This window comes from Stenotrophomonas sp. KH_036_B, from assembly GCF_057839485.1.
The window spans coordinates 523,074-548,611 of the sequence record NZ_CM174491.1; the positions used below are offsets into that span (position 1 = coordinate 523,074).

The following is a 25,538-nucleotide window of genomic DNA, read 5'->3' on the forward strand; positions in this document are numbered from 1 at the left end:
TGTCCAAGTGTCTTTCCGGAGGCTTCATGTCCAACGTGCTCAACGATGCTGCGCTTGACCAGCTGTTCCGTACCGCCCGCACCCAGAATGCCTTCCTCGACACCCCCGTCGAAGACAGCCAGCTGAAGGCCCTGTACGAACTGCTCAAGTGGGGCCCCACGGCCGCCAACGGCAGCCCGGCGCGTTTCGTGTTCGTGAAGTCGCCCGAAGCCAAGGCCAAGCTGGCCCCGGCGCTGTCCGAAGGCAACCATGACAAGACTCTGGCCGCCCCGGTCACCGTCATCATCGGCTTCGACGAAGACTTCCACGAAAAGCTGCCCTACCTGTTCCCGCACACCGACGCGAAGGCATGGTTCGACGGCCCGCGTGAAAACCGCCATGAATCGGCCTTCCGCAATGGCAGCCTGCAGGGCGCCTACCTGATCCTGGCCGCCCGCGCGCTGGGCCTGGACGCCGGCCCGATGTCGGGCTTCGACCCGGCCAAGGTGGACGAGGCCTTCTTCAAGGGCACCACCATCAAGTCGAACTTCCTGGTCAATCTGGGGTACGGTGATTCTTCGGGCCTGTTCCCGCGGCTGCCGCGCCTGTCCTTCGACGAAGCGGCGCGCATCGAATAAGTTTTTCCGTCGAAGAGAGCGGCCTGGCGCCGTTCTCGACGTCGCGCAGCGACGGCCTGAGGGAAACTGCCTCGATGGCCGGTATTACGGGCCCCTCCGTGCGGACGGGCTGTTGCACCACTTTTCCTTTTCCCTACGAATGCGAGAGAGACCTGACATGACCATGACCCGCAAACTGCTGCTGCCGCTGGCCCTCACCTTGGCCATCGCCGCCTGCTCCAAGCCGGCTGAAGACACCGCCGCCCCGGCCGCCGACGCGACCCCGGCTGCTGCCGCCACCGCACCGGCTGATGCCGCTGCCACCCCGGCCGCTGCCCCGGCTGCTGAAGCCATCCAGATCGCATCGGGCACCTACAAGCTCGACCCGAGCCACACTGACGTGCTGGCCCAGTGGAGCCACTTCGGCTTCTCGCACCCGACCGCCCACTTCGGCGCCGCCGAAGGCACCCTGGTGTATGACGCGGCCGACGTGACCAAGTCCACCGTGGAAGTGAAGCTGCCGCTGACCGGCCTCAACAGCTTCACCGCCAAGTTCGACGAACACCTGAAGAGCGCCGATTTCTTCGACGCGGCCAAGTTCCCGGCGGCCACCTTCAAGAGCACCAAGGTGGAAGCGGCGGGCGCCAACAAGCTGACCGTCACCGGTGATCTGACCATCAAGGACATCACCAAGCCGGTCACCCTGGACGTCACCGTCAACGCCGGCGGCGAGCACCCGATGGCCAAGGTTCCGGCCGCTGGTTTCGACGCCACCACCACCATCAAGCGCAGCGATTTCGGCGTGGGCGCGTATGCCCCGAACGTCAGCGATGAAGTGAACATCCGCATCACCACCGAAGCCACCGGCGAAAAGCCGGCTGCGTAAGCGGTAGCGATGTGGAAATGCAGAAATCCCGCCGAAAGGCGGGATTTTTGTTTGCGCCGACCGCGTGATTCGGAGCTGGCTAACTGGACTGGGCAGAGCCGACTGGGTAGAGCCGACTGTTAGTCGGCTGCTCCTCCGCTTTCCGCTCCGGCACCGCGAAGCCACGCATGGCGTGGCTCTACACTGTGCACCACGCAACAACGGAGCACCCCGTGCAAGACGCACACTACTGGATGATGGAATTCTGGACCGGGCTCAGCCTGCTCGACCTCATCGGCGGCAGCCTCCTCGGCACCGTGCTGGGCCTGCTGCTCGGCATCGCCACCTGGTACGCACTGCGCCGCCGCCAATGGCTGCACCGCCAGCGCCGCTGGCACCACTGGCTCATCGCCTGCCACGCGGTCCTGCTGCCGCTGCTGTTCGCCTTCACCGGCCTGCAGCTCGGCTTCGCCGCCGGCGCGCAGCGCGCCCTGTACAAGCAGATCGATCACTTCCAGCCGCACCTGCAGACCCTCGTGGCCAGCTGGCAGGTGGACTTCGAAAATTCCCTCGACGACCCGGACATCGCCGCCCTCATGCGCAGCGACGCCACCCTGCACCAGGTCACCCGCCAGGTGGTGGACAACTACCTCGCCGAAAACCCGCTGCCCGGCGCCGGCTACCTGCAGGGCGAAGGCTTCGCCACCCGCTGGACGCGCCGTGGCGTGGAAGCCCTGCGTGGCGCGCTGATGTCGCGTTGGGTGGAAGACAGCCTGGCCAAGGAAGTGGCCGGCCACAGCGGCGTGGACAAGCGCGTGTTCCGCGAAGCGCTGAGCATGCGCATGGATGAGCTGCTGCACACCAAGGGCGTGATCCGCCTGCTCAAGGCGCAGCTCAGCGCGATGATGCCGGGCATTTACCTCGGCCTGTTGCTGCCGCTGCTGATCGTGATGGCCCTGGTGTTGCTGGAGATAGGGCTGGCCAAGCGCTATGGGTGGCGGGCGAACCCGACGGGGTAGAGCCGACTGTTAGTCGGCTAACGCGCGATGCGTCACACCCGACGGGGTAGAGCCGACTGTTAGTCGGCTGGCGCGCGATGCGTCACACCCGACGGGGTAGAGCCGACTGTTAGTCGGCTAGCGCGCGATGCGTCACACCCGACGGGGTAGAGCCGACTGTTAGTCGGCTAGCGCGCGATGCGTCACACCCGACGGGGTAGAGCCGACTGTTAGTCGGCTGGTGTTTGTTCGGGCGGTGCGCTCAAAGGCAGCCGACTAACAGTCGGCTCTACCCAGTCGGCCCCACCCAGTCGGCCCACCCAGTCGGCCCACCCAGTCGGTCCCACCCAGTCGCCCCACCCGTCGGCACCACCCGCCCAACAAAACCCCCGCAATCACCCCGCCGCCAGCGTCGCCAACCACCCGCTCGTGAAATCCGTCGGCAACCGCCGTGCCGGTGCGGTCAACCCGCTCTCACGCAGAAACGCATGCGTGGCCTGCGCGAAATTCTGCCGCGCAATCAGCGCTGCCTGCTTCACCGTCGCCTGCTGCTTGCGCAGCTGCACGATCTGCAGGCTCGGCTTCCCCGGCAATGCGTACTTCTGGTAACGCCGCAGCTCGTCGGCCACCAGCGTGATATCCGTGTTGGCCTGCACCAGCGCCAGCTGCGCGCGGGCCAGCGGCAGGGCCGCCTCGCGCATCGGTACCGTGGCCTCGGGCGCCGCGGACGCCAGCGTGGCGTCCAACGCGGGATCGGCACGCTCCAGGCGCGCGATCAGGTCGGCCAGTGCCGAAAGAGAAGCTGCTTGCATCGAAAGCCACCGGCCCAAAACGCGATTGTCGCATGGCGGAGGTAACGACCAACGGTCGTGACCCCCGGCACCACCCCGGTAGCGCACAACCGTTGGTCGTGCGGCGCAGGTAGGCCATCAGGCCTCGCTGGCCGCGGTGCGTATCGCCTGGCCCGGCCAACGGCCGGCACCACCCCGGTAGCGCACCACCGTTGGTCGTGCGGCGCAGGTGATCAATATCGCCTCAATCCCCCTCGTGCCCCGGGTGCGCCTTCCAGTACCCCGTGGAGCGGATCCACTCCTTCGGCACCCCCAGGTGGCCCTCGATGTACTTTCGCATCATCCGCGCCCGGCGCGATTCAGTGGCAATCCAGTAGAACGTGTCGCCCTCCGGCTCCTCAAAGTCGGTGAACACGTCTTCCAGCAGCGTGCTCGTCGCCCCATCAAAGCCATTGCGCTCCAGCCACGACACCCGGATGCGGTCGTCTTCCGGCAGGAACTGGCGGTCATCCGCCTCCGGAATCTCGATGTACACCTCCGCCCGCGCCTGCGCCGGCAGCGTCTCCAGCCAGCGGCCAATGGCCGGCAGCGCCGTCTCATCGCCAATGAGCACATAGGTGTCGTAGTCGTCTGCGGTCATGTGCGAGCCGCGCGGGCCGCCCACCGCGATGGGGTCGCCCGGCTGCGCATTGGCCGCCCAGCTCGACGCCACCCCGTGCCCGTGCAGCACGAAGTCGATGGCCAATTCCTTCGCCTCCAGGTCCCACCAGCGCGGCGTGTAATCGCGGGCGGGGGAGGGTTCCTGGCCTTCCGGGTAGCGCGGGCCTTCCGGGGTCATCGTCGGCACCACGAACTGCCCTTCCGCATTGGGGAAGAACAGCTTCACGTGGTCGTCGGGCGAGGGCGAATCGAAGCCCTCCAGCGCCTCACCGCCCACGATCACCCGGCGCATGCACGGGGTGATCTCCTCGGTGCGCAGCACCTGCAGCGGGCGGAACTTCACGGTATGACGCAGCAACCGGTTTTCATGCAAAGCCATGGGAATACCTGTTCTTTCAGTGCCGCATACGCGGCGTAGGGGGAAGGACCTGGCTGGCCAACGGCGGGCTGGGTCTGGATCAATCGGGTCAGCGGCCCTGCGCACGGATCTGCGCGGCGGCCTCGCGCAGCGCCTGCGCCACCGCCGCCGCGTTGTCGTCCTGCCAGCGGGCGTGGTGCAGGCCCAGCGCCTGCTTCAGCTCGCGCAGCGAGTCGCGCACCACCGGCGGCAGGTTGGCCTTGGCGATCGAGCGCGCGCTGTGGCGCACCCGGTGCAGCGCCGCGTCCACCTCCTCGCGCTGCGCCGCCAGCTCGGCCTGGCCCAGCGCGTTGAGCTGGTAGCGCTTGCGGCCGCCGTCTTCCAGCGCACTCACCCAGCCGGCCGCCTCGAACTGCGACAGCACCGGGTAGATGGAGCCCGCGCTGGGCGTGTACACCCGCACGAACATCTCGCTGATGCACTGGATCAGCTCATAGCCGTGGCGCGGCTGCTCGCCCAGCAGCGACAGCACCAGCAGGCGCAGGTCGCCCCGGCTGAGCGGCCGCGCCGGGGTAGAGCGGGCAGAACGTTCAAGGTCACGCGGAGCAGTCATTTCGATATATCGAATGAAGTGCGATAACGATATATCGAAAAGTTGCGGACGTGTAGAACCGCGCCCTGCGTGGCTGCGCAACCGTTCAGCATTCGACCGCCGCCGCAGCCGCGAAAAGCGCCCACCAACCCATGGCCCCCACGCGACGGTGCGTGCCCCACGTAGAACGCTGGCGAGCCCCCGCCCACCGAGACCACCCACGTTCCACGCCCCCCACATGACAGCGTTGGCCAATCCGCCCCACCCCAAACCGGCCCCCACCTGTACGCCGCTGTCCTCCTGCCGCACCCATGTCATCGCCATCAACCACCCTGAAACCGCGCGTGGAACCGGCAAAATCCAGCCGCCCCACTGTCGCGCGATGTCCCCCAGACACCGCGCAGCGCTTCCATACGCACCCGTAGCGAAGTAAGCAAACCCATTGGTGCGCTACACTTTGCGGCTAGAAATCTAAAACAGTCGCGCGCGTGCGTGCGGTCATGGGAGCGCAAATGAACTGGTTGAACGAGGTGCTGAACAACGACCCGAATCCTGTGGAAACCCAGGAATGGATCGAGTCGCTGAAGGCCGTAATTGATGTCGAGGGCCCTGAGCGCGCGCATCAACTGTTGGAAGGCATGGTGGAACTGACCCGTCGTTCGGGTGCTTACCTGCCGTTCTCTCCCACCACCGAGTACGTGAACACCATCGCGCCGACCCTGGAGGCCAAGAGCCCGGGCAACGCCGAACTGGAATGGCGCATTCGTTCCATCATCCGTTGGAACGCCATGGCCACCGTCGTGCGCGCCAACCGCAAGCCGGGCGACCTGGGCGGCCACATCGCCAGCTTCGCCTCCGGCGCCACCCTGTACGACGTGGGCTTCAACCACTTCTGGCGCGCCCCCAGCGACAACCACCCCGGCGACCTGCTCTTCATCCAGGGCCACAGCGCCCCGGGCATCTATGCGCGTTCCTTCCTGGAAGGCCGCATCGATGAGCAGCAGCTCGACAAGTTCCGCATGGAAGTCGATGGTGGCGGCCTGTCCAGCTACCCGCACCCGTGGCTGATGCCCGATTACTGGCAGACCCCCACCGTGTCGATGGGCCTGGGCCCGCTGGCTGCCATCTACCAGGCGCAGTTCCTGCGTTACCTGGAAAACCGTGGCCTGATCGAGAAGTCCGACCGCAAGGTGTGGTGCTTCATCGGCGACGGCGAATCGGACGAGCCGGAAACCCTGGGCGCCATCGCGCTGGCCGGCCGTGAAGGCCTGGACAACCTGATCTTCGTAGTGAACTGCAACCTGCAGCGCCTCGACGGCCCGGTGCGCGGCAACGGCAAGATCATCCAGGAACTGGAAGGCGTGTTCCGTGGCGGCGGCTGGAATGTCATCAAGCTGCTGTGGGGCGGTTACTGGGATGCCCTGCTGGCCAAGGACACCAACGGCGTCCTGCGCAAGCTGATGATGGAAACCGTCGACGGCGAATACCAGAACTGCAAGGCCTTCGGCGGCGCGTACACGCGCGAGCATTTCTTCGGCAAGTACCCGGAAACCGCTGCCATGGTCGCCGGCCTGTCCGACGACGACATCTGGCGCCTCAACCGTGGTGGCCACGACCCGCACAAGGTGTACGCCGCCTACCACCAGGCCGTGAACACCAAGGGCATGCCCACCGTGATCCTGGCCAAGACGGTCAAGGGCTACGGCATGGGCAGCGCCGGTGAAGCGCTCAACCCGACCCACCAGACCAAGAAGCTGGACGACGAAGCGGTCAAGCACTTCCGCGACCGCTTCAACATTCCGGTGACCGACGCGCAGCTGGCCGACGGCCAGGTGCCGTTCTACCACCCGGGCCCGGATTCGCCGGAAGTGAAGTACCTGCAGGAGCGTCGCGCCGCACTGGGCGGTTACCTGCCGCAGCGCCGCCGCAAGGCCACCAAGAGCTTCAACGCACCGAAGCTGGAAACCTACGAACGCCTGCTCAAGAGCAGCGGCGAGCGCAGCTACTCCACCACCATGGCCTTCGTGCAGAGCCTGAACATCACCCTGCGCGACAAGGAACTGGGCCCGCACATCGTGCCGATCGTGGCCGACGAAGCCCGTACCTTCGGTATGGAAGGCCTGTTCCGCCAGATCGGCATCTACGCGCCGTTCGGCCAGAAGTACAAGCCGGTCGACGCCGACCAGCTCATGTTCTACCGCGAAGACCAGAGCGGCCAGGTGCTGCAGCAGGGCATCAGCGAGCCGGGCGCCATCAGCTCCTGGATGGCCGCCGGTACCAGCTACTCGGTGTCCAACGTGCCGATGCTGCCGTTCTACATCTACTACAGCATGTTCGGCTTCCAGCGCGTGGGCGACATTGCCTGGCAGGCCGCCGATATGCGTACCCGCGGCTTCCTGCTCGGCGGCACCGCCGGGCGCACCACGCTCAACGGTGAAGGCCTGCAGCACGAAGATGGCCACAGCCATCTGGCCGCTGGCGGCATTCCGAACGTGCGCAGCTACGATCCTACGTTTGGCTTCGAAGTGACCGTCATCCTCCAGCACGGCACCAAGGCCATGATGGAAGACCAGATTGATGAGTACTACTACATCACTCTGATGAACGAGAACTACACCCACCCGGAAATGCCGGAAGGCGCGGCCGAAGGCATCGTCAAGGGCATGTACCTGCTCACCGACGCCGGCAAGCCGAAGAAGGGCGAGCTGCGCGTGCAGCTGCTGGGTTCGGGCACCATCCTGCGCGAGGCCATTGAAGCGGCCGCGCTGCTGGAGAAGGACTTCGGCGTCACCGCCGACATCTGGAGCTGCCCGAGCTTCAACGAACTGCGCCGCGATGGTTTCGACGCCGAGCGTTGGAACCGCCTGCACCCGGAAGACACCCAGCGCAAGGCCTACGTGACCGAGCTGCTGGAAGACCGCCAGGGCCCGGTGATTGCCGCTACCGACTACGTGCGTGCGTATGCGGACCAGATCCGCGCGTTCGTGCCGGCTACCTTCACCGTGCTGGGTACGGATGGCTTCGGCCGTTCGGACACCCGTGCGAACCTGCGTCGCTTCTTCGAGGTCGACCGGTACTACATCGCGCATGCCGCTATTGCGGCGCTGGCCAAGGACGGGAAGATGACCGGGAAGGATGTGGCCCGGGCTATCAAGCAGTACAAGATTGATCCTGAGAAGGGTAATCCTGTCGGGGTTTGATCAGTAATGTGAAGAAGAAGGGCGGCCTAGGCCGCCCTTCTTCTGGACATGAATCGGGCGATAGTGTTCGCCTGGTGAGGCGAGAGCGGCGCTGGGTGGAAGACAAGCCGCTACTGGAGTTTGAGCTGAGCGATGAAGAAGCGACGCGCCGACTGGACAACACCATCCTGCGTGACGCCCTGAACCGCAGCGTGTAGATGACACCGCTAGGAGCGCCCACACCATCAGGGAGTAGGTGTTACTTCGCTGACTCAACAACCTGCCGCCACTACTCGCCGCTCTTAGTGGTCGCACCGGTCATTGCGTTAGCCTTGGGGGGGGCGGAATCCTCAATCTTGGGCAGGTGGAGCAGGGGCAAAGTCTCACCTTCGGCATGGTTCATGGATCACAGGAGTATTCCTGCAGCCTCCATTCTCTTGCCGTCCCTAAGGCACGCGCCGGCTGTTTGGGCGTGGCGTTCCATTCGAGCATCTCGCACATCTGAGTCTCCCACGGCAGCCTTGGAGCTGGCTTTCTGCTGCCCATTGAAGAGTCATAGATACGGAGGCCATTGATAGGCTGGGCTATAGGGCGCCAATGCGGTGTCTGAGTACAGCGACATGGCATTGTCGTCCACAATAGCCAGCTCTCCTAGGCGCTGACATGCTTGGACCACTTCTGCGTGCGGATGGTGGTACTTGCTGTTTGGCTTAGCGGGAGCGATGAATACTGTCGGACGAGCCAGGCGGGTTGCCAGATCGTGGAGCAGGCTTACGTCCTCATCAAAACTCATGCGGGACCCGTGATGTGGAAGCACCATTACGGTGGTGAGTGGAAGCTCGCCAAAGTAGTGCTCCATGAATTTACTTAGCTTCTCACTCGTATTGAAGCCTGCGTCGCCAGTGTGGATCCAACCGATCTTTCTCGTGGTTGCTTCGCGGGGGAGCGGTGCCTTCAAGATTGAGTTGTCCTGTAGCCGCACGAAGTGCTGACGCGGGCCAACTATGCCTCGGTCAGACGGACCAGAATAGACGCACATAGAGGCATCGTTGTAGTCGCTTAGCGAAGGGGATGCCTTGTAGAGCCTTGAGAGGAGCTCTTTGCAGCTAACTTCTCCGCTTGATATGTCTGCGGATAGCTTGGTCCACGCCGATGTGCTGGGTGTTGGGGGAGTGGAAAGCTTCCAAAGCCCGGCGTCAACTTTCTTCTTCAACTCTTCTCTAAGCGAGGATGAGAAGGTCTGCCACTGCTCAACGTCAAAATCAGAATCTATGGAGTCGATAACTGCCTTCAGTGCTTGAAGCGCTGGGTAGCTCCAGATATCTGCGGCCTCAAGCGGAAAGCTCCACTCGCGTGAATAGAATCGGATCAACCAGTCAAGTTGGAAAGTCAGCGAAGTGGACGACGAAAGACCCACTCCATTCGCTTGCTGTGCCCTGGAAATTGCGCGAAGAGCTTTGCCGGTTAGAGGTCCGGAATGGCTGTCTCGGTAATCATCCGCGTCGTCATTCCTTCCTCTGTCATCAATTTCATTCGCATCGCTCGTAGGACCGCCGACCTGCACTACGGGCCCGAATCTCCCCGAGTAAAGTCCAAAGGAGGTCCGGGCAAAACTGGCAATGGCTTCGGGAGCGCCCTCATCGGAGCTTCCTCTATCGCTGGCGGTCGATCCACCGCAGATCTTGAGAGTCATCCACTTTAGATAGCTGCTCGCATCGACGTGGGGGAGAAAGACGGTGCCGAAGCTGACGCCGGCTATCCTAAGGTCCTCCAGTCCATTGATGTGGTCATCGTCTAGATGACTGATGGCCAAGAAATCGTGTTCGCGCCTGCCCTCCGCAAATGCCTTGGCAAGCGAAGTCCGGTGAGGCTTATTCGAACCCCCGCAGTCAATAACCATGCTGAACCCATCCCACCCATTGGAGTGAAGCGCCATGGAGTGAAATCCACCTTGCCCTATTGGAAGCTGCATTCTGTCAACTTGGAAGTGCATCATGTTCATTCCTTGGTAATCATGATCTTAGGACTGCGAGGAGGATTGTCGGCACGTCCAATACGTGGTTGGGCGAGCTTCGGAATGGCGGTTAACCGTCCAGCCTCTTTACTAGCTGGAGTAGCAGTCGACGTAGCTGAAGCCTCGTCTGTACCACATTCTTGGAGTTGGCCAAAATCTTCTTCCCAGCCAAGAACTTGTCGATGTACCACGCAATGATTGAGATCGCCATGGAAAGCGATATCGATGCGTACCAAGATCGACGGCTGGGGCGCGCGCTTGCATCCTGAGATAGCACGCTGAACATCCCATCTTCGATCCGCTTCGGGTCCATGTTAGCTAGGGCGCATCTCCCCTCGGCTACCAGCTCTGCTTGGTCATGGACGGTCCCTGCGTCGCCGGCGCTCTCATGCTCGAACGCCTGAAAGTGGAAGTCATGCTTGCTGCCCTTCGGAAGAGGAGCCCGCTTGTCAATTGCGCGATACTCGATCTCCGCTTCGAGCAGTGCGGTCAGGTCCTGATAAGTCACAGAGAGTGATGCGGTGGTTGCACCCTTACGGTAATACGCTAGATTGCCGGAGGACAGCTCAAGTCTGCCCTTCCGGCCACCATTGCGGTCAACGATCTGAACAGCAGTGAATTGGATACTCTTGGGTTCGCGAACGGACATACTTCCCTTCCTTAAGCGTTAGCCTTGACATCTTCAGTGATGAACAGCCTTACTGCGGTGGAACCCACGATGTTGGTTGCTGTCAGATCTACCGCACCGCCAATTACGCCGCCAAGGATTGGAACCATCTTGCTAAGGTTCACGATGCCGGTTGTTCCCGCTTTGGTGAGAAGGCGGAAGCCAACAGCTTGGTTGATCTTGGTGATGGTGGCGCCGGTGATGCGATTGATGCTTGCCTGGGCAAGCTTCTTTCCGAACTGGATGCCCACGTCTTTCAGGACCTCTTTGGCAGCGTTCCCGGTTAGGCACGCGTACACCATGGCCTTTACTTTGTCATCGCGAACCTCATAGCCGGCCATGTGAGCAATGGCGGCAATCATGCGAATCTGGATGAAGTAGATGCTTGCGAGGTTGGCCGGGATGGTTACGGGCATGACAAGCAGTCCGCCCAACCCTGTGATGAACCCGGATGTAGCAGCTTTGGTGTTCTGCCATCGCACGAGGGAGTTGGCTCTCTGTTCAAGTGTGCCGGATTCCTTCATGTAGCTATCGGCCATCTCGATAGCCGAGTCCAACCCTGGCAGGCCAGTCATCGCCTTCTCGTAGGCAAAGTCCAGTGCTTGCATGATCTTGCTTTCGGTTAGTTCTTTCGTCACGGGCAGTCCCTGTTCCAATGCATAGGACGGTCCGCGATCGCGGACCGTGCAGTCACCTAGGAAGTGCATGCTGCCCTACAGGTGCCGACTCGCGTCCAGCTGCGCGCGCCGTGAGCGGCGCATGGCCTCCGTGAGAGACATGACTATCCTTAGTTCCGCCTAGGTTATCGGCCGGTATCAGGGATACTTTAGCAATTGATAGGGTGTGGGCCATGATCTGAGTGGGGTGGGGCGGTTGAGAACCCACCGAATTTCCTGTCAGAGCGCTCAAGATGCTCACGTTGGACGCGCGAGTCCGCCCTCAGCGTAATCGCGAATAGGGGGCAGCTATAAGATAATGCTACGGCAGTCAAGCCACTACTACTTCAGCAATCAGCGCTCGCGAGCAAATCATCAGGCGGTCAGGTGAGTAAGTCGCATCTGCAACGACAATGAACCTTCCTTCGCCGTCATGACACGGTCCCAAGGGCTGGGAGGGCGCCGATGTAGCCTCACATGGGGTCAATGGGTGCTGCGAAAGCCGCGCAGCTTGATAACCACAGATTGGGATGAAGAGCTCGTAAGCCGAGGTGCGCTTGGAGCTCTCTTCGAACGTCGCGGACGACCTCCTGGATACTGTGAGAGTACGGCCCACAATACTTCGAACGAAACGGTCCGAGCGGGAGCTGGCAAGCTCCACTCTACTGAAAGTGCATTGACAAACGAAGTGTAGCTGTCGGCATGCCTCGAGAAAACAGCAGCGGCTTCCGTCCAACGAGACAGGAAGCCCTCCTCAATGCAGAGCTCAAACGTGCACAGTTCTCTTTCTACTAGCAAATCGTTCATGCTGCGCAACATGATGGATTCCTGGCGTTTCACGATCGGCCCGTGGGTCCCGATATCATTGGCGACCTCAAGAAGAGTTCGCCGGATCCTGCGGTCCACCGCAATGCGTGAGAGAAAAATCTTCGCAGAGTGGGGCGGGACTCTAATGTGGCTTAACACAACCCCTATGTGCTCGGGAAGCGCTGCCATGAAATCTCGCGGACAGCTGCTGCCAAGATCTGGCGCGTCAGAGATGCCCATTGATGCGCAGTATGCGCTCCAATCAAAATCTCCAGTTTGATGATTTGATCCAGAAAACAGGGCTCGTGCAAGACGCCGGAGTTTGCTTCCGAGTGCCGTGGACGAGGACGGTGCTTGCCGTGTTCGAAGACTCAACCACAGATCCTCTGTCGTATTCAAGCCCGCTGCTGCCAAATCATCTGTTGAGATTCCACAGGGAAATGACCTAAGGGGTAGCCCCCTGACTGGGCTAGGAACAGGAGAAAATAGCTCCGGTCCGTCACTAATCTGCTCCTTTAGCTGAGGCGAATGTGACGCGGTTGTGGTCAGCACAGAGAGAATAAGCGGCAGATTGCGTAGTACATCGAGAGGGGCGCACTGCCAAGCGTCGCTTAGTTCGTCGACGAATTCGTAGATGGTAAATTCTGGCGCATGTGAGAGATGCGAAGCCGCCTTCTTCCAGTAGGCGACGAAGCTAGGACGAACTCGTCCCGAGAAGCGTGGATCCACATCGCCCATGAATGCCTTGGAGAACAGCGAAAGCAGCTTGCGTTCCCTCTGGCGGACGCGCTCTCTGGTGACCGCGGGAACACTCGCGGTAGCGAGCAGCTCAAGCGTTGCCTGCTCGCTAGGAACACGCAGGATCCTGAACTCCAGTATTCGCCGATCCAGATCAGACTCCTTAATATCCAGAAGTCCATGTAGTACCTCGCCAATCGAATCGAAGAACTCGGCAGCGGAGCTCACCTTCATGGTGGGTAGTAACTGGGTACCATCCCGATAGCAACGCAACTCCACATGGTGGTCTTCGGACCCCGTGGCTGCGGATGTGCTCGGAACAGGCCCGACGATCTCATCGAACAAATCCCAATCGATTGTTCCATCCTCTTTAAGCGAACGAGAGATCGCGTTAAGCCTGTTTCTAACGCAAAGGATGTGCTCGTGGGAAAGTGGGCGAAGCTTGTTGAGGAACCCTGGGGTGATCTCCACCTTGGCTAGCAGGTCGCCAAGAGTAGATACGCCCGCAGCAGCCAGAAGTGAATCCACTCCTGCAAAGTGAAGTCTTGATAGCGGGGTAGAGTACACGCTCTGATCCACGCTGTAGAAGAGTGATGCGTCCATCTCAGTGCACCCTTCTCCATCCTCTGAGAACGACCGCTGCTTGACCGCGTTCATTCATATGCGCTGCCTTCTCAAGGCGAACGCTGAATGTGCCTGATCCTTGCACCAAGGAAAATGCAAGGCAATCACCTTCCGCTGCCCCAACGGACCGGAGGTACTTGGTGAGATGTGTTATCCGGTACTCGTTCCGGGTGCCAGTGGGAACGTGCAGCTTGTTGTTGTAGTAGATGTATCGGAACCTCCAAAGCTGGCCGTGCTCATCCACGCAGTCGATCCAAGCATCTGGATTGAGCTTTGCTGGATCGAGAGCAGCGAAGAAGGTGAGGAGCTCGTTGTGGGTGCGAGGGACTAGGATTCCGGCTTGGTGGCTACCAGTCGCGCCGGCATCATTTGCGCTGAGACACTTTGCAAAGGTCTTTGTAGTCATTTTGAGATAGGGCTGATAAATAGTGCGCGCTTCATATCGTGTCCTAGGCTGTCACTATCCTGGACCGCTCCTTCACCTAGTTGACTTCTAGCCTTCGACCTCTCCAGCATCAATTCCTCGACGGTACTGAGGTAATAGAGGTGGTACACGGTCACGGGCTGTGTCTGGCCCCTTCGATGGGCTCGGGCACTTGCCTGCGCCTCAAGAGCGGGATTCCAAACTTGTGTGAAGTGAATGACAACAGTTGCAGCGGTAATGTTCAAGCCAGCACCCGCAGCCCTTGGATTAAGAACGAGTACTGATGGTCCGGGGTGCGCCGAAAACTCATCGACGATGGCTTGTCGATCGGCCTGCGGTGTCGAGCCATTAATCGCGCTCCAGTATGCGTCTGGTGTTAGTCCGGCCTCCTGCTCGAGAATTGCTCCCAGCGAGTTGTAGTTGCAGAAGACAAGAACCTTGCGTTGACTTGCAATGGCCGAGCGAATCAATTCGGCAGCCATCTCAAGCTTTGGGGTGGTGGCGCGTGGAAGAGTTGGAGTACTCGCGCCGCTAAGTGTTCGGTTTCTTGGCAAGGTTCGGCCGTCAATCAGCATAGGATCAGCGCAAAACATCTGAAGCTTGCCAGTAGCAACTAGTGCGCCGGCAGCCCCGTACTCTTCCAGTACGTCTTGGCGGACCCTTTCGTAGGAGAGTGCAAGCTCGTCAGTTAGATCAAGTGGCACCACAACGTCCGTACGCTCGGGAAGATCGCCGGCCACCTCGGAAACACGCCGCCTAAGCATCAATGGGGCAACCAAGTCTCCCAGCTTCCACGCATGATCCGTTGTCTCAAGGAAGGATGACTCGAATATCTTCCTGGGGCCGAGCACATTTGGAATCGCGAGGTCGATGAGGGACCAGAGGTCAAGGAGTCGAATCTCCATTGGAGTGCCCGTAACGGGCAGCATATAGCGCCTGGGAATCTGAGCGACGGCGGTGCGCCGCTGAGAGTCTGGATTCTTCAACGCCTGTGCCTCGTCACACACCAGCCATGACCAGTCGATTGCTCGAAAGAGAACAAGATCATTCACTGCGGTGTCGTAGGTTGTTAGTACAACATCGGCGCCAAGGAGGTCGCGTGGTAGATTTCCACGCGCTGGCCCGCGATGCACTTTAATGGTGAGAGAGGGCGCGAATACGCTAATCTCTTTGGTCCAGTTCGCGATCAACGTCGTCGGGCAAAGTATCAGCGCAGGGGTTGATGGACTCGGTGGCATCAGCAGCAGAAGAGCTATTACCTGGATGGTTTTACCCAATCCCATCTCATCTGCCAGAATAGCCCCGCCCAGCGCCGCAATGGTGCCTCTTAGCCAAGAAACTCCCTGAGCTTGATAGTGGTAGAGGGTTGCTCTTAGGCCTTGGATGTCCGTCAGATCGAGATGGGAGCCGGCCAAGTCGTTGGCGGTAGCCATTGTCGACTCGTCCAAGGCTACCTTTACGTCAGTGTTGTGAGAAGTGTAGAGGGAGAGTACTTCCGGGAAACTTAGATCGCTAGGGTCCAGTCCGGAGAGTAGGGATTTAACGACTCCGGGGCAGTCGACGGGAAGCGGAAAAGCTGTCTTTCCGCGAACTACCCAGTTGGATGAGAGCGATGGGGCAGGCAGGAAGCTGGGCTCGGCATCGCGTGATCCCGAGTACGAACCGAGCCTGACGTAGTAACGGTTGCCTGTTCTCGACACTTTAAGCGTCGGCTCAAGTACCGAGTTGCGGACACTCCAGCCTTCAGGTAGTGCTGCGATCAACTCATCGAAGCTGTCGGGGAGAGGATGCAAGGAATTGCTATTCATGCGTGAGCAGAGTCCTTAACTCTTCCAACGAATAGGGATACGGTCGCCTTGTGTGAACTAGCCTGTGACAGTTCGGACAGAGTGGGACGAGATCCTTCTCCGGACAGTACGCGCGCGGCTCCTCAAGAATAGAGAGTGGCTCGATATGATGAACTTCGATGATGTCGGCCTCTTGACCATAGAGAAGAACTGGGTCTAATCCGCAAGCCGCGCACACGTTTCCGTGAATGGAAATGCATAGGAATCTGTTTCTCCGGCTGCGCTCACGCCTTCTGTACGTTGAGAGAGTGAGTTCACCTTCAATATTCGCCTCATCTCGAACCCGAGGCTGCTCGTCGTAGCCGATCAGCTCTGCCATGGATGCAAGCATTGGTGCCGCTACATGCTCTGCGACATACTCAAGTGCTTCCTCGCTCCCATGGTTTGAAATCGCGGCTCCAAGTGCTTCAATCGAAAAACGGCCGTCTTTCACATGCCAGTTGCTAGCATCTTGATTAGGAGATATCTCAACCGAATAGCTGGATGGTATGGTTCCGAGAAGTGCTCTGGCTGTTGTGACCTGTTCCTCATTCGCTAACAGCATCTGTCTGATGCAAGGCCCGGCGTAGTCGCCAAATGAGAGCCTCACTTTATAGCGCTTAAGGCCGTATGGCGTAATCGCGCAGATGGGCCCATTGAGGCTGCGAAAGTCTGTGAAGTGTGCCGACCATCCCGACCTGATGCCGGAGTTTAGCTCCTCCACTGAGACCGCTGTGCCGATGCCTCGCTCCAGCGCACTCTCCAAGAGCTGGTTCCATCTACGCATATACGTCAGTCCTCAGTTCCAGATTCGGAGGGGGCATCAAGAGCGGCTGGATCAGGCATTGGTGTGTCGCGAAGTAGCTTCTTCAGATTCATTGAGATCTCATCACGCAGGTCTTCGAACACTGGTGTGAGCTCAGGGTTTGAATTGTTGATTTCAGCTGCGGCAAAAGCCCAAAGGAGATAGTCGATCCCATCGAGCGTGTAGCCTTGTCCTGCTGCACGTAGATAGATCTTCTGGAAGAAGTCATGGTGCTTGTTGACACGCACGCCAACGCTGTGACCTGCCTGCCCGGGACTACGCATCGCAGGTTCCCAGACGTGACCGCTGGTTATATCGTCAACTGTGTCTACATACACGGATTTGGGGTTAACGTTGCTCTCGACTGGGATGTGCAACTTTATCCCTTGTCCATGGTTGTTATTGACCGTAGCTGTCTGTGATGAGGCGTCAACAGAGGACACGGCGGCAGTCTGTGCATTCGTTGCCGCAATGGTCCTATTTGCGCTCTGATGGTCCATGATCGTAGACGCTGCGAGAGTTTTATCCTTCCGTCTATAGCGCTTGTCCGCCTCCTTCCAGAAGGGGGTCAACTGGGTCTTCAGGAACTCCTCCAGTGCGGGATCGAACAAGATGCGAGACTTCTTGACGTCAATCTTGAACGCATCGTCGAGATTGTGATCAAAGTCAAACTCAACTCTGAGAAGAGAATAGTGCGGGTCATCACTTCTGAATACCCCAAGCCACCCACCGTGGTGGATGATCCGGCCCTCACGGTGTATGTAGAAGCCCTGTCCACGGCTAGAAATCCTTGCTCTTTCGTTCTCTTTTTCGGTGAGGTCCTTGCTGTGGGGAAGGATCCATGCGCGCATGCCGGCATCGTGTGACGTTCCGTCTTCGAGCTGAATCGATATGCGCTGAGCATGCTTAGGAAGAACTTGCTCGGACTTCTCCGTGAAGAACGGGTCCCAAGGCTTCACCCACTGCCCATTGACCGAAATGGCCACGTTCGAGTAGTCACTATTTGACGTGTCCAGATATCGATGGAAGATCATCGATACGTGCTCGCGAAGCTTGTCCGCCCGAGATGTGACCGCCCGCCGCTCCTGAGTTCCGCCAGCTTGCTCGTAGTTCTTTGAGAGAAGACGGTCGCATTTTGACCAAATGAGAAGAGTTCCACGCTCGCCGCAGAGTTCTTCAAATCGCTGCTTCTCTTCCTCGGTAACAGTCTCCTGCAGCATCTCCCAGGCATTATTCGACTCGACGTGTTCAAGATCCCACGCAAGCTTCTTCAGTGGATCTTCTTTTGAGATGCGGGTGACGATGGTGAATTTAAGGCAGATCGAGCTGGAAGCTGTCTTCAATCCCAGTCCGAATTTTCCCAAGCTCTTGAGGTTCGATCGCTTTGGAGCTCCATATCTCATCGCTTGGAACAGCTCCTCCTCTTCCATGCCGGTTCCGTTGTCTCCGAAGTAAACGAACTTCCTTCCATCACGTTCAAGCTCAACATGAATGTTGACTTCGGTTGAACCTGCTGCGATTGAATTGTCGATGATATCTGCAGCTGCGGTATTGAAGTCATAGCCCGTATCTCTAAGGCCAAAGATCAGCCTTGAGGGATCGGGCAGATTCGTGAGGTCGCGGTTTGTTCCATTCTTCATTTCGATGATCCTGAACGCTTGATGGAGATTTCGCTGGAGAGAGTGATGGGGCTGCCCTGGTGGGGCGCATGTCAGATGTGCTCGCGCCCCGGTGCATGCAGGTGTAGCGGAGAATCACGAAGGTGATCTAATGCTTGCTCCGGTTCGCCTTTTGTCGCGCTACGTCCATGAAGTCGAATAGGCTGTATAGCTTGCTTCTTTGATCTTCTGGGTAGGCCGGCTGAAGAGGTGCTGGAACGACCAAGGTCAGGCCTCTTCCGTACATCTCACTCAGTTGCCTACTCGATATGGGGGACTCAAGGGTGAGTAGATGTTTTCGCACGATGCGGTCCGCTTCAGCCAAGACCTGCCGCCATCGGTCTTTGCAGGTAGTCTTCACGGCCAACATCAGGAGCCGGTCCTCGTTGACGTTCGGATCGTGGTAGCAGGACTCACTAGGGAACAGGAAGTCGGGATTCGAATGGCCTTCAGTGCGCGCGGATCGAGTACAGATGAGCCTTGCTTCCTTGAAGATGTGCTCGAGGTGGTTCTCAAGGGTCAATCCGGCTCTGCTCTTCCTCCTGTTCTGAACCGAGAGGGAGTAAGAAACGAAAGCATCCACGTCCGGGTCATGTTGTGAGGCTCCGAAGCCTTCCCTTAGCCTCTGAGAAACAAGATGTTTCTCGAATGACCTGAAGAGTTGCTCTTCTCGTTCTAGCCAAGTCATTAGAGCAAGATCTGGCTCTTGAGTAGAGTCAATCTGTGGACACTTTGATCGACTAAACGCTGAGAATCGCAGTGTCGGAGGGAACGTGCTCCCAAACAGGGCTATCATTTCATCCAGGTGACTATCATCGCGATGGCTGACCTCTAGGCCAATACTCTCCAGAATGAAGCGCGATGCGAACCCGAGCCGCTCAGCATCAAACGCTGGCTCCTGCTTGACTTCGTAGTTGCCGTCCTGTGTATTCAGGCCAAACAGCCATTCCATCTGTTGGAGGGCACTTGAGGAGGATTGCGCGACGATGACAAGTAGGGATCCGTCTTGGCAAAGAGCTATGACCAGCAGATCGCCGGTGGCGAACTTGGCTGACACAGAGGTACTTGGAAAGTACAGACGGTACTCCTCGCGCATAACACCGCGCTCTTCACGGGCTTTCTGCCGCGCGTCGTACCACGTCAGCACTGCTTCCTCCACGAGAGCATCCGGCTGTTCGTCGCTGAGGTATACCATTTTGGATGGATATGGAGTCCTTCCATCTGGCTCCCCCAGAATCTCTCTAAGAGCTTTTACCCCGTTGAACTCGTGCTGGTTCGAGGCGAGAACATCGGCCTCAACTTCGCTCAGGCGTTTCGCCGCAACGCCCTGAAAATACTCCGACAAACTTCCCTGTTTCATGTCGCCCCCTGTCGGCGCCAATCACTATTGTGAACCAAGAATGTCAACTGCCAGCTGGTCGAAAACCTCTGCCTTCAGTGCAGGACTCGACCCTCGGAGGGCGCATTCCCACACCTCGATGATGCGCCATCCGGTTGAAGTTAACTGTTCAGATACCCGTTTGTCACGCGATCTGTTTCCTTCAATCTTCGCCAGCCAGAATTCGGGCCGGGTCTTTGGCAGTCGGAACAGCGGGCAATTGTGCCCGTGCCAGAAACAACCATGCACGAAGACCACCACTTTGTACTTTGGCAGAACAATGTCCGGTCGCCCTGGCAGCCCAGCCCCACCCAGCCGGTAGCGAAACCCCCTTGAATGAAGGGCCCTGCGCACAAGGACCTCCAGCTTCGTGTTCGCGCCTCGAATCCGCGACATCTGCGCGGATCGTTGCTCGGGGGTAAGGCTGTCAACCAACGTCAGGCCTTCTTCTTCCGGGGTGGATTTGCCAGTTCGGGGACGGCGTTGTCAACCAGGTAGGGCACCATGATCCGCGCAACCTCGCTGATGACGGGAACGACCACTGAATTCCCGAACTGCTTGTAGGCGCGGGTGTCGGAAACCGGAATCCGGAAGTTGTCATCGAACCCCATCAGGCGGGCACATTCGCGCGGCGTAAGGCGGCGCGGATTCTTCTTTGCACCTTGAGAGATGAGGATCTCCGAACCATCCTTGTAGTAGCGGGCAGACAGCGTGCGGCAAGTGCTTTCACCGTTCACCAGCCCGAATCCAAAGCCATTCCCCTTGTCGCGGTGCTTCGTGGCGTAGTTCTGCAGGTACTCCCACAGCTTGTCCGAAAGGGTGTACTTCTCAAGCACCTTGCCCTTCGCCCCATCAATGTAAGGGGAGTCAGCGGCTTCCGTCCCATCCTGGCTGTGCAGAATGGAGCCCATCTTCGGAGCGTCCTCAAATCCGGGAAGCTCGACTTTGTGAATGTCGAAATCGTTCGGTTCGCGGAAGCCCACGATGATGATGCGCTCGCGGTGCTGCGGGCCGAAGTGCTTGCCGTTGATGACTTTGTGCTTGACCTGGTAGCCCAGCTCGTTCTGCAGCACGTCAATGATCGTGGAGAACGTACGGCCCTTGTCGTGGCTCAACAGGTTCTTCACGTTCTCAAGCAGGAATGCGCGCGGCTTCTTTTCGGCGATGATGCGGGCCACGTCAAAGAACAGGGTTCCCTGCGTCTTGTCGGAGAACCCGTGCGGACGGCCAAGCGCGTTCTTCTTGGATACACCCGCAATGGAGAAGGGTTGGCACGGGAAGCCCGCCAGAAGCACATCATGGTCCGGCACATCGGCCTCATGGACCTTGGTGATGTCCTCGGCGAAAGTGTGCCCGGGGCCGTCATGGAAGTTGGCCTTGTAGGTCTTTACTGCATAGGGGTCCCATTCGCTGGTGAACACACAGCGTCCACCCTGCCTCTCAAACGCCGTCCGGATTCCACCGATGCCGGCGAACAGGTCGATGAAGCGGAACTTTCCTTCCCCGGTCGGCGGGTCGCCGAAGGGGAGCAGGCGCTGACGGATGGCGTCAGCAATGTAGGGCTTTGGCTCGGTCTCGCGGACCTGCCAGCGCTTCACGGTCTTCGGATCAACTCCAAGGGCTTGGGCGACTTCCTTCGTTGAAAAGCGCTGGAGGGAAAGGTCGATCAGCTCGTACGTATTCATGGATGCTCCGGGAATCTGGTGGACAGTATGTCCAATTTCGTCCCGTGGGTGAAGGGGGGCCATCGTCGGAAGGCTCGTTGTGCAGTCAGGGATCTACGCGGCGGAGGCTGCGGCAATGCCGGTGACTGTTCACGTTAGCCATTCCCGGTCTCATCAGCGGAGACGGACGGGGGGCATTTCGGTCCGATCCGCCAGGATGATGTGATGGCAGAGGTCGAGGCTCCACACGCACTCATGAACCCGAAGCTACGAGTCCATGCCTGTCGACTCGCTTCGCATACCAACGTCATGCAATTTTAGGGATGGTCGTCCCAGTTCTGCTGCCGCATCAGGACGGACGCGACATTGATTAGGCTTGGCCAACTAAAGCCGGCGTATCAACAGCAACAAGCGATTTCCTATCTTCTTCCCCATCCCGCATGGTGCACACCGGAGCGTAGAAACTCCTCTAGTAGGAAGATAGATGGACGTCCCATGTCGGGAGGGTGGCTAATACAACACCCCCTGTGGAAATACGCCCGCCGGTTCCTACTAGACGGTTTCTAACCTCCCGACTCCCTTGCCGTTCCGGCGAGGGATCTTCCTGCCGGAGGTCCAACATGCTGCTTACGACGTCGCACAGCTCGTTCGGGTTCGTGCCACCCATCCCCAAGCCATATGCCCGCCGACCTTGCAGCCACCAAGGTCGCGCGACGGCGCATTCCACCCATGCGCAGCACATTGCCGTCGAGATTGTGCCTTACCTGCGATTGCCCAGCCGCTGGCTTGACCGGTTGGGACTGGTCACGGACGTATCTCAGTATCGAGCTCAGGTTCGATGGCGTCACGCGGACGATCAGCCGAAGGCCAGTCGCAGTCCACGCGTAGAACCCAATGAAGCCTCAGCGGGAATCCTGCTGAGCTGATCGGCGCCGCGTGGCCGCCACCTGCACGGCAACACCCGCCACACCCTACAGAGCGCTCGAAGCCTGGCGACATTGAACGCCAAGCCTCCGTAGACCCCCGCTCTGAATCTCACCAACGAGCATGCCATTGCACCGCAGGTGCGGTGCGTACGCGCATGCCCGCTCAACCCGAAGCAGTAGGAGGACGTCATGAAGAAGAGTGTCTTGATCCAGCTGGAGATCGATGAAGCGCTGCTCACCAAGTTCGAGGCAGCAACGGCAACCGAAAACCTTACCGGAGCGCAGGTGCTCCGGCAGCTGATGCGGGAGTACGTATACATGCACTGCCGCACGGAGGCGCACAACGAGGCGAAGCGACTGGAATCGGCCAAGCGCGTCTCGGCGATAGTCGCCCTGGATGCGGTCATGGCGTCCAACCACGTGCCAGATGCGGTGGCCCGTTTCGCGGACGATGACCGGGATGTGGATGAGATGGGGCGGCGGCAGCATGGGTGGAGTAGCTCCCCCGCTGGCGACCGGTAAGTGCCCACGACCACCGGAGGGCCGCGCCGTGCGGTTCCGGTGGTCCTGCGTCATGCAGAGAGCGCTTCGACTTGCCCTGGTTGTGGGTGGTTCCGTCGTCTCGGCGCACCTAGGCAGTTGCGGATCATGGTCGGGCTTGATGTGACCGGCGCACGTGGCGAGGCAACTAGCACGGGGGGGCATCGGGCTTGCCAGGCGGACTGCTAAGCAGGATGGAACCTACCCCGCGCTCGGCCGCGGATCAGACTATTCCGATACCCCGCAGGCAAGGGCTGTGACATCCTGCTCTGTGGAGCGGGGTGGGTGGTGACGAGAACCTGGAGAATGGACTTGAACCAGAGCGAACATAGGAAGCCAATCGCGGCAGCGTCTTTGCCGCTTATCCCTGCCAGACTTCGGGAAATGCTGAAGGACTATCCGCAGAACATAGCCAAAGTTCAGAAGCTGGTAGCTTCCTTCGTCAACAACCCTAAGCCATGGTCATGCTACGAGGAGCTCATATGGGCATTCGAGGATTGTGCTGGCGGCTTCTTCCAGGATGCGCGCGCTGAACTGAGCGCCGCGGAGAAAAGCGGGGATGTCGAACTGGTCGCAAAGGCTGAGGCGAAGGAAAGGCAGATGGGCAGAATCGTGCTGCAGAAGCCCTGGTTTTGCGACGCGGAGTTCAACGATTACTTTGATAAAGAGTCCATCTCGAATGATACGGCTGCGGTGGATGCACTGATTGCTAGTCGCACGCGCAGATAGGAAGCCAGCCATGCCCGCGTCCTCGCCTCGCTTTCCCGCCCGGCTTCAGGAGATGCTGAAGAACAATCCAGAACATGTAGACGACCTTAAGAGGCTTATCGCTTCCTTCGCTGACAAGCCACGCACATGGTCGAACTATGAAGAGCTCAATTGGGCACTGGAAGACAGGGTCGGCAGGTACTTTCAGGTTGCTCGCAAGGAGCTGGAAGCCGCGAAGGAGGCAGGAGATGCAGAATTGATCGCGAAGGCTGAGGCCACGCAAGCAACCATGGGCAGGTTAATCGTTCAAACGCCTTGGGTTGGAGGCCTCGATTTCATGCCGGTGATAAAAAGGCCGGATTCGTCGCCCAAGATGACGGCCCATGAATAGGACGTGCGACATGCCTCGTCCGCCACCCCTAGTTCCGAAGAACCTCCGTGAGTTGCTGCAGAACTGCCCGGGGCACATTGAACGGTTGAGGGCAGCGATTGAAGCGGCCGCTTCTGATGGTGGAGCCAACGCTCCGCGGATTGAATACATCGTATGGGCGCTAGAGGACACGCTGGAGTCGTTCATCATTGAGGCAAAGAACGAGCTTGATGCTGCGCGCTCAGTAGGCAGCGCAGACGACGTAACGAAGGCCGAGGCGAAAGAGATGCTGATGAATCGTGCCGCGTTGAAGCAGCAATGGATGGGCGACAGTGGCCTGGTCGACTTCATCTCGAGGGGCAAGCAGTAAGTAAAATGGGAGTAGGTGTCGACCTGCTAGATAACGACGAACATTGCCCAAACCCTGCCTGGCGTGCTCATCAGTGCTTATGGTGTTGATGATGCTTGGTCGCATGAGAAGCGGGGAACTCTCCATCTCAGGAGTTCAGTCCGGCGCTGGTAACGAGGGGCCAGCGGCTCTGTGGCGAACCGACGCGCAGTGCGTCGCCCGAAGGAATGATGCGGATGATCAAATCGATCCGAACGAGTAGATATCCAGTCCTATGAAAGGGAGTCTGTCTATGCATATTGCACCGCCTCCTGTACCCGCGAGCCTGCGGGAATTGCTTAAAGAGCATCCGCGTCACATCGAGCGGCTTCAGGAGGTGCTCACTTCGGTTGCAATGGAGCCGGGTGGCGCTGCGCCTCAGTTTCAGCTTGCTGTCTGGGCGTTGGAGGGAAGGCTGGAGTCATTCTTCTTAGAAGCGCGACGTGAGCTGGAGACAGCAAAGGCGACGGGTGATGCCCAGCTAACGACGCTGGCGGAAGCGAAGGCCAGACTGATGTCCCGAGTTGCATGGAAGCATGTCTGGATAACAGATGAAGGCCTCTTGGAGTACTTCGGATAGGGAGGCCCGGTAAGCGCTGCCGTCGGCGACGCCCCCGGAATGCGGTTGACACGATGTGCGTCCTACGCTCTGCGTAGAACGGGCGCCGTACGGACGATGCCCGGGATGAGAGGCCTGTAAACAATCGTCAGGTTGACGGAGGGTCGAGCGGGGAGGGCGGCGAAGTGGACGTTTCCGGGTGTTGGCGTGCGGCCTTCTTGATCTGTCTGGAGCGAAAGTCAGAGTTTTCCGATAGTCCAAATGGGCGGCCTGTGGCAGCCTGTAACGTGGCCAGGACCGGCGGCTGTCAATCCTTGATTCGGTTGGGAGCGACCAGGTCAGCTCCGTCGCAAACCAAGTGGCAGGTCAGTGCCGTAATGTAGCAATCGCAAGCCGCACGCCTAGATAGGACGCCAGTCATGACAGTATCCTCGCCTCCTTTTCCCACCCGTCTTCGGGAGATGCTTAAGGACTATCCGGACCACATAGCCGACCTTCAAAGGCTGATAGCATCCTTCGCTGCCAAGCCAGGGCCATTGTCGCGATATGAGGAGCTCATCTGGGCGCTCGAAGATAGTGCCGGCAGCTTCTTCCAGGATGCGGGCGCTGAGCTAAAGTCTGCGAAGGAGAGCGGGGATGTTGATCTCATCTCGAAGGCCGATGAGAAAGAGAAGCAAATGGGCCGCATAGTCCTTCAGAAGCCCTGGTTAGGTGACGCGGAGTTCAGGGACTACTTCAGGTAAAAGG

At 59.3% G+C, this 25,538-nt stretch carries 25 protein-coding genes; 11 read left to right on the top strand and 14 right to left on the bottom strand.

The genetic code is table 11. The annotated features are described in order from the left end of the window. Positions 1 to 26 precede the first annotated feature (26 nt). The 3 genes from AC3ITN_RS02305 to AC3ITN_RS02315 all read left to right on the top strand — a co-directional run bounded on the left by AC3ITN_RS02305 (position 27) and on the right by AC3ITN_RS02315 (position 2,480). On the top strand, positions 27 to 617 hold the full coding sequence (locus AC3ITN_RS02305; protein WP_313347780.1) for a malonic semialdehyde reductase: 591 nt from the start codon (positions 27 to 29) through the stop codon (positions 615 to 617). A gap of 157 nt (positions 618 to 774) precedes the next feature. Next, entirely contained in the window at positions 775 to 1,482 is a 708-nt protein-coding gene (locus AC3ITN_RS02310) for a YceI family protein (RefSeq protein ID WP_313347781.1), read from the top strand. A gap of 212 nt (positions 1,483 to 1,694) precedes the next feature. Beyond that, positions 1,695 to 2,480 (top strand): hypothetical protein, encoded by a 786-nt coding sequence (locus tag AC3ITN_RS02315; RefSeq protein ID WP_489391938.1) that lies wholly within the window; start codon positions 1,695 to 1,697, stop codon positions 2,478 to 2,480. A gap of 374 nt (positions 2,481 to 2,854) precedes the next feature. Here the strand turns inward: AC3ITN_RS02315 and AC3ITN_RS02320 are convergent, their stop codons facing one another. The 3 genes from AC3ITN_RS02320 to AC3ITN_RS02330 form a co-directional block, all read right to left on the bottom strand. Next, a complete protein-coding gene (locus tag AC3ITN_RS02320; RefSeq protein WP_313347783.1) occupies positions 2,855 to 3,271 on the bottom strand; it encodes a hypothetical protein in 417 nt (138 codons plus the stop codon). A 223-nt stretch (positions 3,272 to 3,494) separates the two neighbouring features. Beyond that, positions 3,495 to 4,289, bottom strand: coding sequence for a siderophore-interacting protein (locus tag AC3ITN_RS02325; RefSeq protein WP_489391939.1), 795 nt, complete (start codon positions 4,287 to 4,289; stop codon positions 3,495 to 3,497). Between the two features lie 88 nt (positions 4,290 to 4,377). Next, entirely contained in the window at positions 4,378 to 4,881 is a 504-nt protein-coding gene (locus AC3ITN_RS02330) for a PadR family transcriptional regulator (RefSeq protein ID WP_489391940.1), read from the bottom strand. A gap of 491 nt (positions 4,882 to 5,372) precedes the next feature. On the opposite strand from AC3ITN_RS02330, the gene aceE reads away from it, so the two are divergent. Both aceE and AC3ITN_RS02340 read left to right on the top strand, forming a co-directional pair. Next, positions 5,373 to 8,060 (top strand): pyruvate dehydrogenase (acetyl-transferring), homodimeric type, encoded by a 2,688-nt coding sequence (gene aceE, locus AC3ITN_RS02335; protein ID WP_489391941.1) that lies wholly within the window; start codon positions 5,373 to 5,375, stop codon positions 8,058 to 8,060. 8 nt (positions 8,061 to 8,068) lie between these two features. After that, on the top strand, positions 8,069 to 8,257 hold the full coding sequence (locus tag AC3ITN_RS02340) for a hypothetical protein (protein WP_489391942.1): 189 nt from the start codon (positions 8,069 to 8,071) through the stop codon (positions 8,255 to 8,257). Positions 8,258 to 8,592: 335 nt separating this feature from the next. On the opposite strand, the gene AC3ITN_RS02345 is transcribed toward AC3ITN_RS02340, so the two are convergent. The 11 genes from AC3ITN_RS02345 to dcm all read right to left on the bottom strand — a co-directional run bounded on the left by AC3ITN_RS02345 (position 8,593) and on the right by dcm (position 21,321). Next, positions 8,593 to 10,041, bottom strand: coding sequence for a hypothetical protein (locus tag AC3ITN_RS02345; protein ID WP_489391943.1), 1,449 nt, complete (start codon positions 10,039 to 10,041; stop codon positions 8,593 to 8,595). Between the two features lie 82 nt (positions 10,042 to 10,123). Beyond that, positions 10,124 to 10,702 (bottom strand): hypothetical protein, encoded by a 579-nt coding sequence (locus AC3ITN_RS02350; protein ID WP_489391944.1) that lies wholly within the window; start codon positions 10,700 to 10,702, stop codon positions 10,124 to 10,126. 11 nt (positions 10,703 to 10,713) lie between these two features. Next, on the bottom strand, positions 10,714 to 11,358 hold the full coding sequence (locus tag AC3ITN_RS02355) for an EcsC family protein (RefSeq protein ID WP_489391945.1): 645 nt from the start codon (positions 11,356 to 11,358) through the stop codon (positions 10,714 to 10,716). A 501-nt stretch (positions 11,359 to 11,859) separates the two neighbouring features. Further along, the gene (locus tag AC3ITN_RS02360; protein ID WP_489391946.1) at positions 11,860 to 13,524 is read right to left on the bottom strand and encodes a hypothetical protein; all 1,665 of its coding nucleotides are present in this window, start codon (positions 13,522 to 13,524) and stop codon (positions 11,860 to 11,862) included. A 1-nt stretch (position 13,525) separates the two neighbouring features. Continuing rightward, positions 13,526 to 13,951 (bottom strand): EcoRII N-terminal effector-binding domain-containing protein, encoded by a 426-nt coding sequence (locus AC3ITN_RS02365; RefSeq protein ID WP_489391947.1) that lies wholly within the window; start codon positions 13,949 to 13,951, stop codon positions 13,526 to 13,528. Beyond that, entirely contained in the window at positions 13,948 to 15,777 is a 1,830-nt protein-coding gene (locus tag AC3ITN_RS02370) for a DEAD/DEAH box helicase (RefSeq protein WP_489391948.1), read from the bottom strand. Before AC3ITN_RS02370 ends, AC3ITN_RS02365 begins: the two co-directional genes overlap by 4 nt. Next, on the bottom strand, positions 15,770 to 16,561 hold the full coding sequence (locus AC3ITN_RS02375) for an HNH endonuclease (protein ID WP_489391949.1): 792 nt from the start codon (positions 16,559 to 16,561) through the stop codon (positions 15,770 to 15,772). Before AC3ITN_RS02375 ends, AC3ITN_RS02370 begins: the two co-directional genes overlap by 8 nt. A gap of 26 nt (positions 16,562 to 16,587) precedes the next feature. Then, the gene (locus tag AC3ITN_RS02380) at positions 16,588 to 18,240 is read right to left on the bottom strand and encodes an ATP-binding protein (RefSeq protein ID WP_489391950.1); all 1,653 of its coding nucleotides are present in this window, start codon (positions 18,238 to 18,240) and stop codon (positions 16,588 to 16,590) included. Positions 18,241 to 18,367: 127 nt separating this feature from the next. Next, entirely contained in the window at positions 18,368 to 19,618 is a 1,251-nt protein-coding gene (locus tag AC3ITN_RS02385; protein WP_489391951.1) for a type II restriction endonuclease, read from the bottom strand. Between the two features lie 24 nt (positions 19,619 to 19,642). Continuing rightward, the gene (locus tag AC3ITN_RS02390; RefSeq protein ID WP_489391952.1) at positions 19,643 to 20,071 is read right to left on the bottom strand and encodes a very short patch repair endonuclease; all 429 of its coding nucleotides are present in this window, start codon (positions 20,069 to 20,071) and stop codon (positions 19,643 to 19,645) included. A gap of 2 nt (positions 20,072 to 20,073) precedes the next feature. Further along, positions 20,074 to 21,321, bottom strand: coding sequence for a DNA (cytosine-5-)-methyltransferase (gene dcm, locus AC3ITN_RS02395; RefSeq protein ID WP_489391953.1), 1,248 nt, complete (start codon positions 21,319 to 21,321; stop codon positions 20,074 to 20,076). 1,094 nt (positions 21,322 to 22,415) lie between these two features. On the opposite strand from dcm, the gene AC3ITN_RS02400 reads away from it, so the two are divergent. From AC3ITN_RS02400 to AC3ITN_RS02425, 6 genes are all read left to right on the top strand, one after another. Next, on the top strand, positions 22,416 to 22,748 hold the full coding sequence (locus AC3ITN_RS02400) for a hypothetical protein (RefSeq protein WP_489391954.1): 333 nt from the start codon (positions 22,416 to 22,418) through the stop codon (positions 22,746 to 22,748). A 330-nt stretch (positions 22,749 to 23,078) separates the two neighbouring features. Beyond that, positions 23,079 to 23,495: a hypothetical protein gene (locus AC3ITN_RS02405; protein WP_489391955.1), complete on the top strand. Its 417-nt coding sequence runs from the start codon at positions 23,079 to 23,081 to the stop codon at positions 23,493 to 23,495. A gap of 10 nt (positions 23,496 to 23,505) precedes the next feature. Further along, the gene (locus tag AC3ITN_RS02410; RefSeq protein WP_489391956.1) at positions 23,506 to 23,865 is read left to right on the top strand and encodes a hypothetical protein; all 360 of its coding nucleotides are present in this window, start codon (positions 23,506 to 23,508) and stop codon (positions 23,863 to 23,865) included. Between the two features lie 10 nt (positions 23,866 to 23,875). Beyond that, positions 23,876 to 24,214 (top strand): hypothetical protein, encoded by a 339-nt coding sequence (locus tag AC3ITN_RS02415; protein WP_489391957.1) that lies wholly within the window; start codon positions 23,876 to 23,878, stop codon positions 24,212 to 24,214. 271 nt (positions 24,215 to 24,485) lie between these two features. After that, positions 24,486 to 24,812, top strand: coding sequence for a hypothetical protein (locus AC3ITN_RS02420; protein ID WP_489391958.1), 327 nt, complete (start codon positions 24,486 to 24,488; stop codon positions 24,810 to 24,812). Positions 24,813 to 25,210: 398 nt separating this feature from the next. Continuing rightward, positions 25,211 to 25,534 carry a hypothetical protein gene (locus tag AC3ITN_RS02425; protein ID WP_489391959.1) on the top strand — a complete coding sequence of 108 codons (324 nt, stop codon included), beginning with the start codon at positions 25,211 to 25,213 and terminating at the stop codon, positions 25,532 to 25,534. Positions 25,535 to 25,538: the final 4 nt, after the last annotated feature.

Coding starts and splice junctions, on each gene's coding strand:
- AC3ITN_RS02385 (WP_489391951.1), bottom strand. CDS start 19,618: ATGAAACAGGGAAGTTTGTCGGAGTATTTTCAGGGCGTTGCGGCGAAA.
- AC3ITN_RS02325 (WP_489391939.1), bottom strand. CDS start 4,289: ATGGCTTTGCATGAAAACCGGTTGCTGCGTCATACCGTGAAGTTCCGC.
- AC3ITN_RS02425 (WP_489391959.1), top strand. CDS start 25,211: ATGACAGTATCCTCGCCTCCTTTTCCCACCCGTCTTCGGGAGATGCTT.
- AC3ITN_RS02365 (WP_489391947.1), bottom strand. CDS start 13,951: ATGACTACAAAGACCTTTGCAAAGTGTCTCAGCGCAAATGATGCCGGC.
- AC3ITN_RS02330 (WP_489391940.1), bottom strand. CDS start 4,881: ATGACTGCTCCGCGTGACCTTGAACGTTCTGCCCGCTCTACCCCGGCG.
- AC3ITN_RS02370 (WP_489391948.1), bottom strand. CDS start 15,777: ATGAATAGCAATTCCTTGCATCCTCTCCCCGACAGCTTCGATGAGTTG.
- AC3ITN_RS02380 (WP_489391950.1), bottom strand. CDS start 18,240: ATGAAGAATGGAACAAACCGCGACCTCACGAATCTGCCCGATCCCTCA.
- AC3ITN_RS02410 (WP_489391956.1), top strand. CDS start 23,506: ATGCCCGCGTCCTCGCCTCGCTTTCCCGCCCGGCTTCAGGAGATGCTG.
- AC3ITN_RS02400 (WP_489391954.1), top strand. CDS start 22,416: ATGAAGAAGAGTGTCTTGATCCAGCTGGAGATCGATGAAGCGCTGCTC.
- AC3ITN_RS02305 (WP_313347780.1), top strand. CDS start 27: ATGTCCAACGTGCTCAACGATGCTGCGCTTGACCAGCTGTTCCGTACC.
- AC3ITN_RS02415 (WP_489391957.1), top strand. CDS start 23,876: ATGCCTCGTCCGCCACCCCTAGTTCCGAAGAACCTCCGTGAGTTGCTG.
- AC3ITN_RS02345 (WP_489391943.1), bottom strand. CDS start 10,041: ATGAACATGATGCACTTCCAAGTTGACAGAATGCAGCTTCCAATAGGG.
- AC3ITN_RS02350 (WP_489391944.1), bottom strand. CDS start 10,702: ATGTCCGTTCGCGAACCCAAGAGTATCCAATTCACTGCTGTTCAGATC.
- aceE (WP_489391941.1), top strand. CDS start 5,373: ATGAACTGGTTGAACGAGGTGCTGAACAACGACCCGAATCCTGTGGAA.
- AC3ITN_RS02360 (WP_489391946.1), bottom strand. CDS start 13,524: ATGGACGCATCACTCTTCTACAGCGTGGATCAGAGCGTGTACTCTACC.
- AC3ITN_RS02420 (WP_489391958.1), top strand. CDS start 24,486: ATGCATATTGCACCGCCTCCTGTACCCGCGAGCCTGCGGGAATTGCTT.
- AC3ITN_RS02310 (WP_313347781.1), top strand. CDS start 775: ATGACCATGACCCGCAAACTGCTGCTGCCGCTGGCCCTCACCTTGGCC.
- dcm (WP_489391953.1), bottom strand. CDS start 21,321: ATGAATACGTACGAGCTGATCGACCTTTCCCTCCAGCGCTTTTCAACG.
- AC3ITN_RS02320 (WP_313347783.1), bottom strand. CDS start 3,271: ATGCAAGCAGCTTCTCTTTCGGCACTGGCCGACCTGATCGCGCGCCTG.